Origin of the sequence: Nesterenkonia sp. YGD6 (genome assembly GCF_022565895.1) — a bacterium.
Lineage (GTDB): Bacteria > Actinomycetota > Actinomycetes > Actinomycetales > Micrococcaceae > Nesterenkonia.
Window position 1 is genome coordinate 123,207 of the sequence record NZ_JAJOYY010000001.1, and the last position, 15,541, is coordinate 138,747.

The following is a 15,541-nucleotide window of genomic DNA, read 5'->3' on the forward strand; positions in this document are numbered from 1 at the left end:
GCCATGAAGCGCGAAGAATTCATCAGCGAGGTCAACGCGAGGTGCGCCGGCTTTCTCGAGGCGCGGCACGCAGAGGTCCATGCAGTCTCCCAACACGCGGTCCCCTTGGTCACGGCGCTGATGTCACTGACCCGGGGTGGGAAGAAGATGCGTCCCGCCCTGGCACGACTGGGCTGGCAGGCGGCCTCCGGGCGCGGCGCGGGCGTCGTCGAGCTGGGGGTGGCGCTGGAGCTGTTCCAGGCGGCTGCGCTGGTCCACGACGACGTGATCGACCGCTCCGCGACCCGCCGGGGTCTGCCCAGCGCGCACATCCGCTTCGAGCAGCTCCACCGCGAATCCGGCTTCAGCGGAGACCGCGGTCATTTCGGGACCACCGGTGCGATCCTCTCCGGCGACCTCGCCCTCGCCTGGGCCTCGGAGGCCTTCTTCCATGCCCAGTCCACCGCCGCCCAGGACGGGCTGGCGAGCAGTCCGCTCGCCGCGCGGACCTTCCATCAGATGCACACCGAGGTCATCACCGGGCAGTACCTCGACGTGCTGGAGGAGGTGCGCACCCCGGCCGACACCGAGACCGAGGCGGTCAGTCGGGCCCGCGGGGTGCTGCGCTACAAGGCTGCCAAGTACTCCACCGAGTACCCGGTGGTCCTCGGCGCGGCCCTGGCCGGCGGCTCGGACCAGCTGTGCCGCGCCTTCGCCGCGGCGGCGCTGCCGGTAGGAGAGGCGTTTCAGCTGCGCGACGATCTGCTCGGGGTCTTCGGAGACCCGGAGACCACCGGCAAGCCGGTCGGTGATGATCTGCGTGAGGGCAAGCGCACCGAGCTCATCGCCTACGGGCTGTTCCGCTCCTCCGCGGCGGGAGCCCAGGAGCTCAGCCAGATGCTGGGAGACCCGGCGCTGAGCGAGGAGCAGGTGGAGCGGGCCCGCGCCATCCTCACCGAGTCTGGAGCCGTCGACGAGGTCGAGCGCAGCATCGAGAAGCTCACCGGCGAGAGCGTCGCCCGGACGCAGCACCTCGTGGATCTCGGCGTCTCCGCGGAGGTGCTCGAGGAGTTCGACCAGCTGCGCGGACACCTGGTGCTGCGCACGGTCTAGCGTCGAGACCCGCGCGGGGCCCGGGATCGACTCGCGCCGCGGCAACTCGGAGTTGGGCAGGTTCGATACCCTGGGGCTGTGAGCTCTGAACAGATTGACCCGTGGATAGGTTCCAGGATCGATGACCGCTATGTGATCGATGAGCGCATCGCACGTGGCGGCATGTCCACGGTCTACCGCGCCCAGGACCAGCGGCTCGGCCGAGAGGTCGCCCTGAAGGTGCTGTTCCCGCACATGGCGGAGGATCGCAAGGTCGTGGAGCGATTCGAGCAGGAGGCCCGGAACTCCGCGCTGATCGCCCACCCCAATGTGGTCCAGGTGCTCGATCAGGGACAGGCCCAGGAGACCGCCTACCTGGTGATGGAGTACGTCCCCGGCGCCACCCTGCGCACGCTGCTCAAGCACGGGGCGATGACGCCTCGGCTGGCGCTGACCTACATGGACTCGATTCTGCAGGGCCTGGCTGCGGCACACCGCGCCGGCCTGGTCCACCGAGACATCAAGCCGGAGAACGTGCTGGTCTCCCATGACGGGCGGATCAAGCTTGCCGATCTGGGGCTGGCCCGCGCCGCGACCCACCACTCCGGGACCTCGACGCTGATGGGCACCGTGGCCTATATCTCTCCGGAGCTGCTCTCCGGAGAGGGAGCCGATGAGCGCTCCGACATCTACGCCATCGGCATCCTGCTCTACGAGATGCTCACCGGCGTGCAGCCCTTCACCGGAGACTCCCCCGTGCGGGTCGCCTACCAGCACGTAAACTCCACCGTGCCGGTCCCCTCGGCTCAGGTCCAGGGACTCGCCGGCGAGCTCGATGACCTGGTCAGCATCGCCACCCGGCCCGAGGTGGCGCTGCGGCCGAAGAACGCCGATGAGCTGCTGAAGATGCTGCGTGAGACCCGCGGCCTGCTCAGCGACGCCGAGCTCGACTTCGACGGCGCGCTCAGCAGCCCCGCGACGCGACCGATCCCCGCCATGGGCGTCTCCGCACGAGCGTCCGAGCGCACCGGCCAGCGGCCCACCACGATGCTGCCCGGGGACTCCGACGAGGCCTTCCTGGAGACCGGAGCGCAGCAGGCATCGGCTTCCCAGTTCGAGACTCCCGGGGCCGAGCCGCAGCCCGACGACCTGCAGCCCTGGGACGAGGACATCGACGCGGCCCTGGGCAACGCGCGGACCACCCACCTGGAGGCCGAGCATCGCGACGCCGCCCACGGGCGCCCCTCGAGCCTGGCCGAGGAGGATCGCCAGCTGGTCACCGAGGTGCCCACCAGCGGGCTGCAGCTGCGCCCGCCCCGGCTCAGCGTCGCAGAGCCGGCGACCGGCATGCAGCCCTCCGTCGGCGCCCGACGGCCGGTGGAACGGGTCCGCACGGAGAAGCGCGAGCGTCAGCGCCCCACGGTCGAGCTTGCCGGCCCCGATGCCACCCGGGTCTGGCTGATGATCGCCGCGATCATGATCGGCAGCGCCCTGCTGGTGCTGCTGGCCGGCTGGATCGGCGTGAGCAGCGCGCTGATCCCCAGCCTCGGGGGCTGAGGACCTGCGCGCGGCCTGGGACCGGTTCGCCTGTGGCCCGCGTCAGCGGCCCGTCCCGAGAACCTGCCGCTGGGGCCTATCTCACCTGGGTGAGGGACTCTGCCACCAGGAACGCCAGCTCCAGGGACTGCTTGTGGTTCAGCCGCGGGTCCACCAGGGACTCATAGCGCTGATCGAAGGCTGATTCGTCGACCACGTCGGAGCCGCCGAGGCACTCGGCGACGTCGTCGCCGGTCATCTCCACGTGCAGCCCACCCGGGTAGGTGCCCAGCGAGCGGTGGACCTCGAAGAAGCCGCGCACCTCGTCGAGGATGTCGTCGAAGCGGCGGGTCTTGTAGCCGTTGTCGGCTGTGATGGTGTTGCCGTGCATCGGGTCGGTCACCCAGACCACCTTGGCGCCGGAGTCGCGCACCGCGGTCACCAGCGGCGGGAGCTTCTCCCGGACGTTGGAGGCGCCCATCCGCACGATGAAGGTCAGCCGTCCGGGCTCCCGCTCGGGATCAAGCTTGTCGATGATCGCCATGACGGTCTCCGGGGTGGTGCTGGGGCCCAGCTTGACCCCGACCGGGTTCTGCACCCGGGAGAGGTAGTCCATGTGTGCGCCGTCGAGCTCGCGGGTCCGCTCGCCGATCCAGACGAAGTGGCCGGAAGTCACGTAGGGCTTTCCGGTGCGGGAGTCGATCCGGGTCAGTGCGCGCTCGTAGTCCAGCAGCAGCGCCTCGTGGGCGGCGTAGAACTCGGTGCGCTTGAGTCCTTCAAAGTCAGCACCGCAGGCCTCCATAAAGCGCACCGCGCGGTCGATCTCCCCGGCGAGCTGCTCATAGCGGGCGTGGGCGGGGTTCTCCATGAATCCCTTGTTCCACTGCTGCACCGCGCGAAGGTCGGCGAAGCCGCCCTCGGTGAAGGCCCGGACCAGGTTCAGCGTGGCGGCGGACTTGTGGTAGGCCGCGACCATCCGCTTGGGGTCGGGCACGCGGGATTCCTCGGTGAACTCGAAGCCGTTGACGATCTCGCCGCGGAAGGTCGGCAGCGTCACGCCGTCGCGGGTCTCCACATCGGAGGAGCGCGGCTTGGCGTACTGCCCGGCCATGCGCCCCATCTTCACCACCGGCAGCGAGGCGCCGTAGGTGAGCACGACGGCCATCTGCAGGATGGTCTTGATCTTGGCACTGATCCGGTCGGCGGTGACGCCGTCGAAGGTCTCGGCGCAGTCGCCGCCCTGGAGCAGGAACGCCTCACCGTTGGCAACCTTGGCCAGGCGTCGCTTGAGCTTGTCGACCTCCCCGGCGAAGACCAGCGGAGGGTGCGCGGAGAGCTCCGCATAGGCGGAGTCGAAGTCTTCGTGGCTGCGCCAGTCCGGCTGCTGGCTCAGCGGCAATGAACGCCACTCGTCCAGGCCCGGATAGTCTGCTGCCCCGACGTGGAGGATCTCTCCGGGGGCGGTCAGCGGGGCGTCGGTTCGGGGCTCTGGCGTGGTAGTCACCTGTTCAGGGTAGTCCGCCGCGCACGGGCGCACCTAATGGCGGAGCGCCATTCCATCATGCGGACGGAGTGAGCCCGGGGGCGGTGTGCGCCCCCGGGCTCCTCAGCTGTTCTGCATCGATCGACGTCTGAAGGTTTCAGCGTCTCTTGCTGCTCAGCCCTTCTTGGCGGCAGCCTCGGTGTAGAGCGCCTCGACCTCTTCGGCGAAGTCCTTCATCACCACAGGTCGCTTGATCTTCAGGGAGGGGGTGAGGTGGCCGGATTCGATGGTGAAGTCGGTGTGCAGCAGCCGGAAGTCGCGGATCGATTCGGCGCGGGAGACCGACTCGTTCGCCCGGTCGACCACCGACTGCACGTGGGCGATGATCGTCTCGTGCTTCGCCAGCTCGGAGACCGGAGTCTTGGGGTCCAGTCCCTTGCGCTCGAGCCACTGCGGCAGGGTCTCCTCGTCCAGGGTGATCAGCGCCGCCACGAAGGGCCGGTTGTCGCCGACCACCACAGCCTGGGAGACGATCGCGTCGGAGCGCATCAGGTCTTCCAGCTGGGCCGGTGAGACGTTCTTCCCGGTCGCGGTGACCAGGATCTCCTTCTTGCGGCCGGTGATGGTGAGGCAGCCGTCGGAGTCCAGGGTGCCGACGTCGCCGGTGCGGAACCAGCCGGTGTCGGTGAAGATCTCCTGGTTCAGCTCGGGCCGGTTGTGGTAGCCGCGGAAGACGCAGATGCCGCGGCCGAGGATCTCGCCGTCCTCAGCGATCTTCACCGCGCATCCGGGAAGCGGCGCCCCGACGGTGCCGATCTTGCTCAGCGCAGGGGTGTTCACGGTCAGCGGCGCCGTGGTCTCGGTCAGCCCGTAGCCCTCGAGGATCTGCACGCCCACGCCGTAGAAGAAGTGGCCGAGCCGCTCCCCCAGCGGCGAGCCGCCGGAGACCGCATGGGCGACCTGTCCGCCCATCCGGGCGCGCAGCTTGGAGTAGACGAGCTTGTCGAAGACCGTGTGCTTGAGCCCCAGGGTGAAGGGGACCTTGCCGTTCTGCTTGGCGCGGGACCATTCGATGGCGGTGTTCGCCGCCTTCTCGAAGATGGCTCCCTTGCCGTCGGACTCGGCCTTGAGCATCGCGGCGTTGTAGATCTTCTCGAAGACCCGCGGCACCGCCAGCAGGAAGGTCGGGTGGAAGGTGCCCAGGTCGTCCACCAGCTCCTTGATGTCGGAGGTGTGTCCGACCCGGGAGCCGCCGGCGACGGCGAGCACGGAGATGAAGCGGGCGAAGACGTGGGCCAGCGGGATGAACATCACCGTGGAGGCGTTCTTGTCGACCACCGTGCCCAGCGAGGAGCCCAGCGCCTGGAGCGAGAGCTCGGTGAAGTTCGAGTGGGTCAGCTCGCAGCCCTTGGGCCGCCCGGTGGTCCCGGAGGTGTAGATGATCGTCGCGAGGTCAGCACCGACGGCGGCGCTGCGTCGAGTGGCGACCTGCGCCTCGGTGACCTCAGCGCCCTTGGCGCGCAGCTGATCCAGGCCGGAGCCTTCGATGGTGTAGACGTTGCCCAGACCCGTGAGGTTCTCCTGGGCGACGGCGCGCTCGACGATCTTCTGGTGGGCCGGGGTCTCGGCGACGAGCAGCTTCACGCCGGCGTCTTCGATGATCCACGCGACCTGGGAGGGCGAAGACGTCTCGTAGACCGGCACGGTCACGGCACCGGCGTAGAAGATCGCGAAGTCGAGCAGCGTCCACTCGTAGCGGGTGGGGGCCATGATGGCGACCCGGTCACCGACCTCGACGCCGGAACCGATGATGCCCTTGGCGAGCTGCACCACCTGGTCGCGGAACTCGGCGGCGCTGACGTCGGTCCACTGGCCCGGGGTGAGCTGGCGACCGAAGAGGATGTTCTGCGGGTCCGCGGTGACCTGACGTTCGAGCAGGTCAGTGATGTTCAGCTCGGCGGGAACATCGACTGCGGGCGGTGTTGCGATTTCCTTCACGGGGACTCCTCCATCGTGTGTGCTATCTCACATCATCGTCTCACAGCTCATTACTGAACGGTAGCTGGATGATTCGTGTCCCCGCGGAAAACTTGCTCAGACCTGTGCGCCGTCGCCTGACCCGGTGCGGCTGCGCGGCATCTGCAGGAAGAGGATGACCAGTCCGGCCAGCACCACGCCGATCAGCGCAGGCACGGTCCAGCCGGGCGCATTCAGCGGCAGGAACGGCACGATGATCAGCGCCAGGATCGCGCCGATGCTGAGCACCGCCCCGAGCACCACGGCAGGCTTGGCGCCGGCGAGCGGGTTCTTCGGGTTGGGCGGCTGGAAGTCGTCGATCTCTTCGAGCGCGGAGTCATCCACGCTGTGATCCCGGGGACCCTGACCCGGGCCGCCCTGACCCTGGCCCGGACCTCCCTGGCCGGGCAGCGGCCGTGAGCGGCCGCCTCGACCGAAGACTCTGCTGGGTTCGTCGTCGCGATAGGTGCTCATGGCGCCATCCTCTCAGGGGGCTCGGCGGCGTGGTGCCGTCGGTGAAGAAAATCAATCAGCTGCTCGTGGATGATCTCGGCCTCATGGTCAAGCGTCGCCACGTGCTGGCTGCGGGTGAGCGCCACGACCTCGAGCTGCTCCGCCGAGAGCGCCCTGCCCAGGGTATCGGCTGAGGAAGGGGGCAGGACGTTGTCCACGCCTGAGCGGAACAGCAGCACCGGCGTGCCCCGACGGGCGAGCACCGGAAGCTCGCGGCGGACCTGCGCGAAGAGTCGGTCGAGCTCGACGACGGCGCGCAGCGGGGTCTGCGCGTAGGCCTCCTCCACGACGTCGGGCTTGGCGATGTCTCCGGCGATGCTCGCCACCGATGGCCGGATCCGGCCCAGCGCCCAGGCCTTCGGTCCGGTGAGCGGCGCCAGCCGGAGTCCGGGATTGATCACCGAGACGGCCTCCACCCCACGGTGGGCTGCCACATGCAGCGCCAGCGACCCTCCCATCGAAAGGCCCACGGTCGCCACCCGGGGGCAGCGGGCGGCGAGCCGGTCGTAGCTGGCCAGCGCCGCGCGCATGATCTCAGCGCGCGGGGTGCTCGCCAGCTCCTCCCAGCTCGTGCCGTGACCGGGCAGCAGCGGGAGATCCACCGTGAAGCCTGCCGCCTGCAGCGCGTCGGCGAGCGGGCGCATCGAAGCGGGCGTGGAGGTGAATCCGTGGAAGACGGAAACTCCGAAGCCGGACATGTCCATTCCTTCACTCTATTGCCTCTACAGTGGTCTCCAAGCTCAGCCGCCTGAAAGGACCCCCTCACACCGTGTCGTTCTACAGCGTCGCCAAGAAATTCGTCGTGGCCCCGGTGGTCAACACGGTGTTCCGCCCCTGGGTCCGCGGCCTGCACAACATCCCCAGCGAAGGTCCGGCGATCCTGGCGTCGAACCACATGTCCTTCTCCGATTCGGTGTTCATGCCGGTGAAGGTGCCTCGGCAGGTGCACTTCATGGCGAAGGACGACTACTGGGGCAAACAAGGCGCCTACGGGTGGGGGATGCGGAAGTTCTTCGACCTCTCGGGCCAGATCCCGATGGACCGCTCAGGCGGCAAGGCCAGCCAGGACTCGCTGAACGCCGGGGAGCAGGCGCTGCGCGACGGAGAGGTGCTGGGCATCTACCCCGAGGGCACGCGCAGCCCGGACGGGCGGCTCTACCGCGGCAAGCTCGGCATCGCGCGGCTGGCGCTGAACACCCGCGCTCCGGTGATCCCGATCGCCCTGATCGGCACCGACAAGGTCCAGCCGATCGGGAAGAACATCCCCCGGCTGGGCCGGGTGGGGATGATCGTGGGCGAACCGATGACCTTCGAGTCGTACTACGACAACGCCGAGGATCGCTTCGCCCAGCGCGCCGTGGCCGACGAGATCATGTACCGGATCATGCGGCTCTCTGGCCAGGAATACGTCGATGTGTACGCCTCGGATGTGAAGCGTCAGCTGGAGGCGGAGAAGGCCGACGCGAAGGCGGCGCGCAAGGCGCTGCGCCACCACAGCGGGCGCCGCACCGTGGACCCGTCCGCCGACTAGGCGAGGCACGGCCACATCCCGGGGCGCTCAGAACACCCCCGGCGCAGCCTTCCGGTGCAGGCCGAAGCGGAACCCCAGGCCGGCCGCGAGGACGATCGCCGCGCCGAACACCCATCCGGAGAGCGCGAGCGCCTGCGTCCCGGAGAGCAGGACCCCGATGGTGCAGCCCAGCCCGATCATCGCACCCCAGCCCAGCAGCACCCCTCCGCCGAGGGCGGTGACCGAGTTGAACGCCGTGGTCTTCTCGAGCCGCACGCGCCGACCCGGCAGCGCCACGGCCAGCGAAGCCAATACGATCCCGACGATCAGCCAGCCGTTGGTGGTGATGGTGTGGACCACGATGGCCACGCATCCGGCCAGGCGCTCGTCGAGCCCCGGCATGAGGCGCTCCATCCAGCCGGCCTCGGTCATGGACGTCCGGGTCATCGAGGAGATCTGCTGGGTGACCCCCAGCGGCTGGTCCTTGTAGTAGGCCAGAATCGCCAGGATTCCGACACTGGAGCCGGTGAACAGCGCCGGCCAGCGCTTGAAGAACACGAGCCGTCGAACTTCGGTGGCGTCCACCGTCCGGTCGCCTCGACCTTGGACCGGCGGGTTCCAGCGCAGCAGCCAGACCCCCAGGCACACCAGCACGCCGAGCTGCAGCAGCACCGCGAGCGCGTACCCGTTGTCCGCCGCCAGCCAGGTGGCCGGGGAGCCGAGGATGAACCGGGAGTACATGGTGTCCCAGCTGAGGAACCCGAGACCGAAGCCCAGGACGACGCCGAGCAGGGCCGGTATGGACCGCAGGTGACCCTCCGGGAGACGGTACAGGTGCCCGGCGATGCAGCCCCCGGAGATCACCATGCCCAGCCCGAAGGAGAGTCCGGCGATGACCAGTGCCAGCGAGACCGGGGCGATATGCGCGTCCGTCGGCACGTTGTCCGCGGTGGGCGTGGGAATCCGGGTGGAGAAGATCACCGCGTAGCCGATCGTGCCGACAGCGATCGAGACCAGGATCGCGTACATCCCTCTGCTGTCATGCTTCTCGAAGAGGTCTCGGAATACGCAGAAGAAGCAGTACCGGCCGCGCTCGAACAGGATGCCCAGCCCTGCACCGACGAGCAGCATCAGGGCGGCGTTGGAGCCACCGACCCCCTCCCCCTCCGTGGCGGAGAGATACCAGGCCAGTCCCAGCAGCACCGCTGCGACTGCGACCGCGATCGTGGTGCGGACGGTGTCCGCACGGGTCCAGCCCAGCTCTCGGTCTGCTCTGACGTCGACGGTCATGAGGTTCCCTTCCTGCACGGGGGGAACCGGGCCCACCGCGGCGGGCCCGGTTCCTGAGATGTTCCGCGCTCAGATGTTCCACGCTCAGAGGTCACGTGGCAGAGGTCAGTCTCCGGACTGGCCCCAGAGTCCGGCGCGCTGCCCGGAGTTGTTCGCCACCGGCACCCCGACGCTGTTGCCCCATTCCGACCAGGAGCCGTCGTAGACCTTGACCTCTTCGCCGAGGATCTGGCTCAGCGCGTACCAGGTGTGGGAGGCGCGCTCCCCGATCCGGCAGTAGGCGATGATCGGGTTCTGGAAGTCCACCCCGGCCGCTTCGTAGATGCTGCGGATCTCCTCGGCGGAGAGGAACTCTCCGGTCTCCTCGTCGACGATCTGGGTCCAGGTGACGTTCACGGAGCCGGGGATGTGACCCCAAACCGCGGCGCCCTCGCCCTGGAAGATGTCGGGGTCCACGCCGACCTCGCCGTCGTGCTCCTCGGCCGAACGGATGTCGACCAGGTTGACGGCGGCCACGGCGTCGCCGTCGGCCTCGGTGTTCTGCTCCGCAACCTCGAGCACCTCAGGCTGGAAGGCGCGGATGTCGTGGTTCTGCGGACTGGCCTGGAAGTTCCCCGCCGGAACCGCGGGAACCTCTTCGACGAGTTTGCGCTCGTCATAGAGCTCCCATCTGTGCAGACCTCCGTCGAGCAGCACCACGTCTTCGACGCCGTAGAGGTTGAACACCCAGGAGGCGTAGGCGGCGAACCAGTTGTTGTTGTCCCCGTAGAGGACCACGGTCGAGTCCTCATTGATGCCCAGCGACTGGGCCAGCTCGGTGAACGCTTCGGCGGAGATGAACTCACGAGTGTTCGGCGCGGTGAACTCCTGAGACCATTCCACATACTGTGCCTGCGGGATGTGCGCCTCGGCGTATGGGGTGAGCTCGGAACTGGGCAGGTCCTCCGAGACGTCCAGCAGCACGATGTCCTGCTCGTGGAGGTCTCCCTCATCGAGGCGTTCAGCCAGCCAGTCGGTGCTGACCAGCGGCTCATCGGTGTGGACGTCGTCGAACCCGCGATTCTCCCCCGGAATGTCCACGGCCACGACCGTGGTGGCGGTCTCGCCGTCGCCGGTCTCGGCGGCCCCGGATGCGGTGGACGAGCCGCTTGCCGGGTCATCTCCCGTGGAGTTCGCCACCACGAAGCCAGCCGTCCCGGCCAGTGCCGTCGCGGCGACCACGGCGATCACGGTCTTGCCCGGGGATTTCTTCGGCGCCGGGGCCGCTGGCCCGGCAGTCGTCTCATCGGTGCTCATCGGTGCGCCTCTCGTAGTGGGACGAAGTGTGCTGAGCACCACTATGAGACATTATCTTCAACTATGTACAACTTTGCGTTCACATAGAGACACATTCTTTGCGGGCGCCGTGGATGCGCCATGCCCAAGGACCCGCCCCGATGCAGGAAAAGGAGGTCCGGACACAGCGAAGGCCCCGTCTCCGATGATCGTGATCATCGGAGACGGGGCCTTCGCTGTTGTTCGATACTCTGTGCGCGAGGGGGGACTTGAACCCCCACGCCCGTGAAGGCACTGGCACCTGAAGCCAGCGCGTCTACCTATTCCGCCACTCGCGCATACCTGCTGTTCAGGCTCTTTCGGGCCTGTCTCACAACCGGCGATCGCTCCCCGGCAGCGAGAAACATATTACCCATAATCTGGACCGGATGCCTAATCGCCGGGCTGCCGCAGGGACCCCCGGGCGGCTCACCTGGCTGCGCCCCGCATCAACCCTAGTATTGGAGGGTTATGTCTGAGCCCAGAACAGCCCGCCGCGAGTCCTGGTCCCCCGAGGACCTCGCCTATCCCCCTGCGCTTCCGGTCAGCGGCGAGCGCGAACGCATCCTGAAGGCCCTCACCGACCACCAGGTCATCGTCGTCGCCGGGGAGACCGGCTCCGGCAAGACCACCCAGCTGCCGAAGATGGTCCTGGAGCTCGGGCTGCACAACCAGGGGATGATCGGCCACACTCAACCGCGCCGCCTGGCCGCCCGCACCGTGGCCGAGCGGCTGGCCGAGGAGCTGGGCACCTCGGTGGGGCGCGACATCGGCTACCAGGTGAGGTTCAACGCCGAGGTCTCCGGGTCCACCGCAGTGAAGCTGATGACCGATGGCATCCTGCTCGCGGAGATCCAGCGCGACCCGAACCTGCAGCGCTACTCCGCCATCATCATCGACGAGGCCCACGAGCGAAGCCTCAACATCGACGTGATCCTGGGCTACCTGCGTCGACTGCTGCCCTCCCGGCCCGACCTCAAGGTGATCGTCACCTCGGCCACGATCGACCCGGAGCGCTTCGCCCGGCATTTCAGCCCGGACCCGGAGAACTGGACCCGGGAGACCTCCGACGTGCCCATCATCGAGGTCTCCGGACGCACCTATCCGGTGGAGATCCGATACCGCCCGGTGAACCCAGAGGCGGAACTCGAGGACTTCGACGAGTCCGAGCATTTCGGTGAGACCGAGGACGGCGACTCGCGCATCCCCCAGCGCACACCCCAGCGCGGCTCGCAGCCGGGTGCCAAGGTCCCGGCCGCGGCCGATGAGGAGCGGGATCTCCTCGACGCGGTCAGCGACGCGGTGCTGGAACTCAGCGCCGAACCCGACGGCGACGTGCTGATCTTCTTCCCCGGGGAGCGCGAGATCCGCGACGCGGCGGAGGCGCTCACCGAGACCATCGCGGCGGACCGACGGCTGCGCGGCTCGGAGATCCTCCCGCTCTTCGGCCGGCTCTCCATGGCGGAGCAGAAGCGGGTCTTCTCCCCCGGCGGCCGCCGCCGGATCGTGCTGGCCACCAATGTGGCCGAGACCTCCCTGACGGTGCCCGGGATCAAGTATGTGATCGACACCGGCACCGCCAGGATCTCGCGCTACTCCACCCGGACGAAGGTGCAGCGGCTGCCCATCGAAGCGATCTCTCAGGCCAGCGCCAATCAGCGCTCCGGCCGGTCCGGACGGACCAGCGACGGCATCGCCATCCGGCTGTACTCACAGGAGGACTTCGACTCCCGACCGGCCTTCACCGATCCCGAGATCCTTCGCACCTCCCTGGCCTCGGTGCTGCTGCAGATGTCCTCCATGGGCATCACGCGGACCCCCGAAGATCTGCTGGACTTCCCCTTCGTGCAGAAGCCCGACTCCAAGGCGGTCAACGACGCCGTCCGGCTGCTCACCGAGCTCGGCGCGCTGAGCCTCAGAGCCGACTCAGGATCCCAGGCGGGTGGCAGGAAGGGTCGCGGCACCAGCGCGGTGACCCCTGTGGGGCGGATGCTCTCCCAGCTGCCGGTGGACCCACGGATGGCCCGGATGATGGTCGAGGCGGCCCGCCGGGACTGCCTGCCCGAGGTCACGGTGCTCACCGCGGCGCTCTCGATCCAGGATCCCCGGGAGCGTCCGGCCGAGAAGCGGGCGCAGGCCGATGAGCTCCACTCCCGGTTCAAGGATGAGAACTCCGACTTCTCCGCGCTGCTGAACCTCTGGCGCTACCTGCAGGACAAGCAGACCGAGCTCTCGGGCAACCAGTTCAGGAAGCTCTGTCACCGCGAACATCTGAACTACCTGCGCGTGCGGGAATGGCAGGAGCTGGTCAGCCAGCTCACCGAGATCGCCGATCAGGTGGAGTTCAGCGGAAAGGGCTCCGGCCGGCGTCATGCTTCCTCCGGGCGCCGGGGCAAGAAGCTGCCCGCGGTGGATCCTGCGGCTAAGCATGACCAGATCCACCAGTCGCTGCTCTCCGGGCTGCTCAGCCATGTGGGTCTCTACAATCCCCGCACCCGGGACTATCAGGGTGCCCGCGGGACCCGCTTCGCGGTGTTCCCGGGTTCGCACCTGTTCAAGAAGAACCACGACTGGGTGATGGCCAGCGAGCTGGTGGAGACCTCCCGGCTCTGGGCGCGCTCGGTGGCGAAGATCGACCCCGCGTGGGTGGAGGAGCTCGCCCCGCACCTGGTGAAGACCAGCCATTCGGAGCCGCGCTGGTCCGCCCGCCAGGGCGCCGTGGTGGCCACCGAGAAGGTCACCCTCTTCGGGGTCCCGGTGATCGCTGACCGGCAGGTGCTCTACTCCAAGGTCGACCCCGAATACAGCCGCGAGCTGTTCATCCAGCGCGCCCTGGTCGACGGGGACTGGTCCACCCGGCACCACTTCGACCGGCGCAACCGGGAGCGCTTCGCCGAGCTCGACGAGCTCGAGAACCGCACCCGCCGCAAGGACCTGCGCGCCTCGGATGAGGAGCTGTTCAACTTCTTCGACGCGCGGATCCCGGAGAACATCGTCTCGCAGCGGCACTTCGACTCCTGGTGGAAGAACCAGCGCGTCACAACCCCTGAGCTGCTGGACCTCACCGACGTCGAGCTCATGGCGCAGGCGGCCGACGAGCTGGACATCGACTCCTACCCGGAGCACTTCGATCACGACGGGCTGGCGCTCGAGCTGCAGTACGAGTTCAACCCCACCCGATACACCGCCGAGTCCGGCTCCTCCCCCAGCGCGGCGGCCGACGGCGTCACGGTGCGGGTCCCGGTGGTGTTCCTGAACCAGCTCCAGCCCGAGCGCTTCGACTGGCTGATCCCCGGGCTGCGCACCGAGCTGATCACCGCGCTGATCCGCAACATGCCCAAACCGGTGCGGAAGAACTTCGTCCCCGCCCCCGACGTCGCCGCGAAGGCCCGCGCCGGGCTGGAGCAGGACTTCACCCCGGGCGTGGACTCGCTGACCGGCTCGCTGGCCGCGGTGCTGCGCCAGCTCAAGGGACATGTGGTCGATCCGGAGGTCTTCGACACCAGCGCGCTGCCCGAGCACCTGCGGTTCACCTTCGCGGTGATCAGTGAGCGCGGCCGGGTCCTGGACAGCGGCTTCGACCTGCGTGAGCTCCAGATCCGGTTCTCCGGGGAGAACCGCGAGGCCATCGGGCGCAGCCTCTCGGAGGAGCAGACCGCCGACGGCCGGCAGCCAGCACCGCAGCCGGGTCGCCCCGGCGCTGCATCGCAGGCTCAGTCCAGGTCTTCGGCTCCGTCCGGGTCTTCGGCTCCGTCCGGCGCCGCCGCGCAGACGCGTAACGGTCGCGGCAAGAAGCCGCAGAAGCCCGCAGCCTCTGTCCCGGCGGGCAGGCAGCAGCAGACCTCGTGGACCTTCGGGGATCTGCCCCAGGAGATCACCACGGTGGTCTCCGGGCGCCAGATCATCGGCTATCCCGCCCTGGCTCCGGCCGGCAGCGTCGGCAACGGTGCCGGGGGCGGGGCCGGCGACGGTGCCGGTGCCGGGGCCGGCTCTGCGAAGCAGACCGCCCAGGGCGTCTCCTACACGATCCAGGACTCCGCCGCCGAGCAGGCCCGGGTCCACCGGGCCGGCGTCGTCGCGCTGCTGCGCGAGGTGCTCCCCTCCCCGCAGCGCTACGTGCTGGATCATCTGAGCAACCGGGAGCGGCTGGCGTTCAGCCAGTCGCCGCACGGCACCGTGGAATCGCTGGTCTCCGATGCGACGACGGCGGCGCTGGCTCACCTGGTGCCCGTGCAGCTGCCCTACCGCGAGGCGGAGTTCGAGGTGATCGCCCGGAACTGCCGGGCCGAGCTGATCGAGACGGTGCTGCGGCTCACCGATGTGCTCGCGCAGGTCCTGAGCCTCTCCACAGAGCTCGGCTCACGCCTGGAGCGGGTCAGCTCCCCGGCGCTGAAGGCCGCGCGGAGCGATATGACCGCCCAGCTCCAGCAGCTGGTCCACCCCGGCTTCGTCACCGCCACCGGCCAGGCGCAGCTGCAGCATATGCCGCGCTACCTGCAGGCGATGAAGACCCGGCTGGATCGGCTGGAGTCAGGACAGGGGCTGACCCGGGACGCCCAAGACATGGCGGCGGTCCAGGAGCTGGAGGATGAGTACGACGCCGCGCTGGAGGCAGTCCCGGCGCAGCTGCCGGTGCCCGCGGAGCTTGCGCAGGTGAAATGGATGCTCGAGGAGTTTCGGGTGAACCTCTTCGCCCAGCAGCTGGGCACCGCGCAGACGGTCTCGGTCAAGCGGATCCGCCGCGCGATCAAGACTTCGCGCCCCTGAGCTTCTGAGCCGCTGAGCCGCTGGGCTTCTTGGCCGCTGGG

At 68.5% G+C, this 15,541-nt stretch carries 10 protein-coding genes and 1 tRNA gene; 4 read left to right on the plus strand and 7 right to left on the minus strand.

Going from position 1 to position 15,541, the window contains the following annotated elements:
• The first annotated feature begins 3 nt into the window (after positions 1 to 3).
• Both LTI14_RS00565 and LTI14_RS00570 read left to right on the plus strand, forming a co-directional pair.
• Positions 4 to 1,092 (plus strand): polyprenyl synthetase family protein, encoded by a 1,089-nt coding sequence (locus LTI14_RS00565; RefSeq protein ID WP_241475235.1) that lies wholly within the window; start codon positions 4 to 6, stop codon positions 1,090 to 1,092.
• Positions 1,093 to 1,170: 78 nt separating this feature from the next.
• Complete coding sequence (locus LTI14_RS00570; RefSeq protein WP_241475237.1) at positions 1,171 to 2,628, plus strand: protein kinase domain-containing protein; 1,458 nt, start codon at positions 1,171 to 1,173, stop codon at positions 2,626 to 2,628.
• 76 nt (positions 2,629 to 2,704) lie between these two features.
• On the opposite strand, the gene LTI14_RS00575 is transcribed toward LTI14_RS00570, so the two are convergent.
• The 4 genes from LTI14_RS00575 to LTI14_RS00590 all read right to left on the minus strand — a co-directional run bounded on the left by LTI14_RS00575 (position 2,705) and on the right by LTI14_RS00590 (position 7,323).
• Positions 2,705 to 4,075 carry a class II 3-deoxy-7-phosphoheptulonate synthase gene (locus LTI14_RS00575; RefSeq protein WP_241475819.1) on the minus strand — a complete coding sequence of 457 codons (1,371 nt, stop codon included), beginning with the start codon at positions 4,073 to 4,075 and terminating at the stop codon, positions 2,705 to 2,707.
• A 189-nt stretch (positions 4,076 to 4,264) separates the two neighbouring features.
• Positions 4,265 to 6,088, minus strand: coding sequence for an AMP-dependent synthetase/ligase (locus LTI14_RS00580; protein WP_241475239.1), 1,824 nt, complete (start codon positions 6,086 to 6,088; stop codon positions 4,265 to 4,267).
• A 96-nt stretch (positions 6,089 to 6,184) separates the two neighbouring features.
• The gene (locus tag LTI14_RS00585; RefSeq protein ID WP_241469971.1) at positions 6,185 to 6,580 is read right to left on the minus strand and encodes a hypothetical protein; all 396 of its coding nucleotides are present in this window, start codon (positions 6,578 to 6,580) and stop codon (positions 6,185 to 6,187) included.
• Positions 6,577 to 7,323: an alpha/beta hydrolase gene (locus LTI14_RS00590; RefSeq protein WP_241464312.1), complete on the minus strand. Its 747-nt coding sequence runs from the start codon at positions 7,321 to 7,323 to the stop codon at positions 6,577 to 6,579. The genes LTI14_RS00585 and LTI14_RS00590 overlap by 4 nt, the downstream gene beginning before the upstream one ends.
• 65 nt (positions 7,324 to 7,388) lie before the next feature.
• Between LTI14_RS00590 and LTI14_RS00595 the strand changes: the two genes are divergently transcribed.
• Positions 7,389 to 8,150: a lysophospholipid acyltransferase family protein gene (locus LTI14_RS00595; protein WP_241469972.1), complete on the plus strand. Its 762-nt coding sequence runs from the start codon at positions 7,389 to 7,391 to the stop codon at positions 8,148 to 8,150.
• Between the two features lie 27 nt (positions 8,151 to 8,177).
• On the opposite strand, the gene LTI14_RS00600 is transcribed toward LTI14_RS00595, so the two are convergent.
• The 3 genes from LTI14_RS00600 to LTI14_RS00610 form a co-directional block, all read right to left on the minus strand.
• On the minus strand, positions 8,178 to 9,419 hold the full coding sequence (locus tag LTI14_RS00600) for a YeeE/YedE family protein (RefSeq protein ID WP_241475241.1): 1,242 nt from the start codon (positions 9,417 to 9,419) through the stop codon (positions 8,178 to 8,180).
• Between the two features lie 105 nt (positions 9,420 to 9,524).
• The gene (locus tag LTI14_RS00605) at positions 9,525 to 10,715 is read right to left on the minus strand and encodes a sulfurtransferase (protein ID WP_241475243.1); all 1,191 of its coding nucleotides are present in this window, start codon (positions 10,713 to 10,715) and stop codon (positions 9,525 to 9,527) included.
• Positions 10,716 to 10,948: 233 nt separating this feature from the next.
• Positions 10,949 to 11,032: transfer RNA gene (locus tag LTI14_RS00610), tRNA-Leu, on the minus strand.
• Positions 11,033 to 11,204: 172 nt separating this feature from the next.
• Here LTI14_RS00610 and hrpA point away from each other — a divergent pair.
• Positions 11,205 to 15,500 carry an ATP-dependent RNA helicase HrpA gene (gene hrpA / locus LTI14_RS00615; protein WP_241475245.1) on the plus strand — a complete coding sequence of 1,432 codons (4,296 nt, stop codon included), beginning with the start codon at positions 11,205 to 11,207 and terminating at the stop codon, positions 15,498 to 15,500.
• Positions 15,501 to 15,541 lie beyond the last annotated feature (41 nt).